The organism is Trebonia sp. (assembly GCF_049794275.1).
Lineage (GTDB): Bacteria > Actinomycetota > Actinomycetes > Streptosporangiales > Streptosporangiaceae > Trebonia.
Map to the genome: position 1 here is coordinate 1 of NZ_JBARCR010000755.1, position 3,347 is coordinate 3,347.

General features: G+C 70.1%; 2 protein-coding genes and 3 pseudogenes. 1 reads left to right on the forward strand and 4 read right to left on the reverse strand.

What is annotated here, in order from left to right; all coding sequences use genetic code 11:
* The 4 genes and pseudogenes from WA805_RS19710 to rimP form a co-directional block, all read right to left on the reverse strand.
* Positions 1–449: pseudogene (locus WA805_RS19710) on the reverse strand (hypothetical protein); the annotation flags it as partial.
* Positions 450–629: 180 nt separating this feature from the next.
* Positions 630–953 carry a YlxR family protein gene (locus WA805_RS19715; RefSeq protein WP_422281818.1) on the reverse strand — a complete coding sequence of 108 codons (324 nt, stop codon included), beginning with the start codon at positions 951–953 and terminating at the stop codon, positions 630–632.
* A 108-nt stretch (positions 954–1,061) separates the two neighbouring features.
* Positions 1,062–2,246 carry a transcription termination factor NusA gene (gene nusA, locus WA805_RS19720; RefSeq protein ID WP_422281816.1) on the reverse strand — a complete coding sequence of 395 codons (1,185 nt, stop codon included), beginning with the start codon at positions 2,244–2,246 and terminating at the stop codon, positions 1,062–1,064.
* An 82-nt stretch (positions 2,247–2,328) separates the two neighbouring features.
* Positions 2,329–2,823 (reverse strand): annotated as a pseudogene (rimP, locus tag WA805_RS19725) (ribosome maturation factor RimP); the annotation flags it as partial.
* 157 nt (positions 2,824–2,980) lie between these two features.
* Here rimP and WA805_RS19730 point away from each other — a divergent pair.
* Positions 2,981–3,347, forward strand: a pseudogene (locus tag WA805_RS19730) (hypothetical protein); the annotation flags it as partial.

Genomic DNA, 3,347 nt, shown 5'->3' on the forward strand with positions numbered 1-3,347 from the left:
GGGCGCGCCTCTGGACGCCCGACGTCGGGAGACCCTGCGTCGGGAGACCCGGCAGGCGCGCCGACATCAGGCACCGACGGAACCGGACGCGGCGGCACGGGACGCGGCGCGGGCCTGGTCCCGGCCACGTCAGGCGCGCCGGAAGAAGTACCGGCAACTGAACCGCGGTCGTCCGCGATCGGCGCCGGAGCCGGGGCTACCTGGCCGACAGGCGCGCTCGGGGCGCCGCCATTGACGTCGTCACCGGAAACCTGGCCTGGACCGCGATCGCCACGCTGCCCGTCGCCGCCCTGATCCCGGCGGACCGCCGGGGCGGCGGCACGCTGGGCCTGGCGACCCGGCTTCGCCGAATCGCCGGCGAACTGCTCCTTGAGCCTGCGGACGACCGGCGCCTCGATCGTCGATGACGCCGAACGCACGAACTCGCCCATATTCTCGAGCTCGGCCATGACAGCCTTACTCTCTACACCGAACTCCTTCGCGAGTTCGTAAACCCGGACCTTCGCCACTATGCTCCTCTGCTCGGCCCTTCCCAGGGCCATCTCCCGAATCGTCAGCCGATCCGAGGCATAGGGTGCTCCGGGTCGGCGTCAGCTCGCGCCGTTCATCGCCTTGTGCTCATCGAGCGCTCATAAGCTTCTCGACCTGCTTTCCGTACAGGTTTCCGTTGTGTCCAGCCGTGATAGGTACGAAGCAAGCGAGGCGGAGCTGAGCGGACCCGGAACGCGCAACGCGCGCGAGAACGCCCGACGCCGCTGCGCCAGTTCGAAGCACGCCAGGCTGGGATGCAGGTACGCTCCCCGGCCGGGCTGCCGCGCTTGAGGGTCGGGCACGATATCGTCCCCCACCGCCACTAGGCGAAGCAGGCTGGACTTCGCCGCATGTTCCTTGCAGCCAACGCAGGTGCGTGCCGGAAAACTCCCCGGCCCAGGCGCAAGCTGCTTAGAACGCACGACCAATCCTCACAATAGTCTACCGTCTCACCAAGTCCAGGGCACCTGGCGGCTGTCACCAGCCGCGCGAGCAGCGCCGCCCGCCGGCGCGGGGCGCGACAGCGCCCGCTACGACTTCCCTGCGTTGTCGCTGACCGCGCCTATCCCGTCGCGCGCCTGCTGCGGCACCGCGCGCGCCTCGCGCGGGACCGCGCCAGCGACCCGACCGGCCCCAGCCGTCTCGGCTGCCTCACCAGCCTCAGCCGCTTCACCAGCCTCAATCGCTTCACCAGCTTCACCAGCCTCAGCCGCCTCCGAGGCGGCCGGTTCTGGCGTGGCCGGCTCGGGCGGCGCGGCATCCGACCTGATGTCGATCCGCCAGCCGGTGAGCCGCGCGGCCAGCCGCGCGTTCTGCCCTTCCTTGCCGATGGCGAGCGACAGCTGGTAGTCAGGCACCACCACGCGGGCCTCCATCGCGACCGGGTCGACGATGTCCACCCGGGTCACCCTGGCGGGCGACAGCGCGTTCGCCACGAAATCGGCCGGGTCGGCCGAGAAGTCCACGATGTCGATCTTCTCACCGTGCAGCTCCGCCATGACGTTCCTGACCCGGCTGCCCACCGGGCCGATGCACGCGCCCTTGGCGTTCACGCCCGACTGATGCGACTGCACCGCGATCTTGGTCCTGTGGCCCGCTTCCCGCGCGATCTTGACGATCTCCACCTGGCCGCTGGCGATCTCGGGCACCTCCAGCGCGAACAGCTTCCGCACCAGGTCAGGGTGGGTCCTCGACAGGGTGACCGACGGCCCGCGGTGGCCCTTGCGAACCCGCCACACGTAGCAGCGGATGCGCTCGCCGTGCACGTAGCGCTCGCCGGGAACCTGCTCGGCGGGCGGCAGCACGGCCTCGATCTTGCCCAGGTCCACGAGCACCGTCCGCGGATCCTTGCCCTGCTGGATCACGCCGGCCACGATGTCGCCCTCGTGCCCCGCGTACTCGCCGAACGTCATTTCGTCTTCGACGTCACGCAGCCGCTGCAGGATCACCTGACGGGCGGTCGTGGCCGCGATCCGGCCGAAGCCGGCAGGCGTGTCGTCGTACTCCCGGGCGGTCGCGCCGTCGACACCGGTGTCCCGCGCCCACACCGTGACGTGGCCGGTCTTCCTGTCCACCTCCACGCGGGCCGCGGGGCTCGCCCCGTCGGTCTTGTGGTACGCCATCAACAGCGCGTCCTCGATCGCCTTGATGACCGTTTCGAGCGAGATGTCCTTCTCACTCTCGAGGCTGCGCAGCACGCTCAGGTCAATGTCCATCGCCGCCAGCTCCCAGATCCGCCTGGTAGGAAAGCTTCTCGTCAGATATCCCGTCGTCGTCGACTCCGGCGCCGGAAAGCTCGTCAAGTTCCGCGTCGGGCAGTCGCCCGAACTCCACCTGGACGGCACCCGCGCCCAGATCCCCATAGCCGAACCGGTGCTCGGCACCGTCGATGTCCAGCGTGACGCCAGCTGCGTCCGCCGCGAGCACCCGGCCCTGCACCGTCCCCGCACCCGCCTTAACCCGCACCAGCCGTCCGGCCGCACGCCGCCAGTGCCGCGGCTCGGTGAGCGGGCGGTCCACGCCTGGCGAGGAAACCTCCAGCGTGTAGGGCATGTCGCCCATCACGTCGGTCGCGTCAAGGGCGGCAGACACGTCCCGGCTGACCTCGGCCGCGTCGTCCAGGCTGACACCGTGATCGCTGTCGACCACCACGCGCAGCAGCCGCCGCCGTCCGGCCACGCTCGCCCGCACCGACTCCAGGTCCATCCCGGCCGCCGCCACCACGGGCCCGATCAGGCCGGCCAGCCGCGATTCGTCCACCGGACTGGTGACGGGGCGGTTGCCACCGGGCATCACGACCTCCTCGTCTGCGAGCCGTCTATCAACCTTGGCTCTTATATCTTCGCAGGTCCAGCCTATCGGGCCACGGAAGCCACTCGCCGCCGATGTCTCGGGACGGCAAACCCGCCGCAGCCGAAGCAGCCGTAGCTACGTGGCATGCTTAGAGCCTATGCTCCGAAGGCGTCAGTTGCTCGCCGCGTCGACCACGACGCTGCCTTTGTTTCTCGCGCTGAGCGCCTGCGCGGGCCCGAACCCGCTGGCAGGCCCGCCGCCGCTGTCCTCAGACGTGCGCGGGCTGTTCGATGCCGTGACCGATGAGCAGAACCTCATCTGGATATACAAACGGACCATGGCTTCTTATTCCGCCGAGGCCCCGGCGCTCAGCGCGCTGCTCGCCGAGCACCAGGCGCATCTCGCCCAGCTGCGCGCCATGATCGTCGAGCCGCCGGGCAAGACCATCCCCGGCACCGTCACGAGGAAGCCGGCGGTCCCCGGCACGCCGGCGGCCGCCGTCGCCCAGCTGCGCGCCGCAGAAC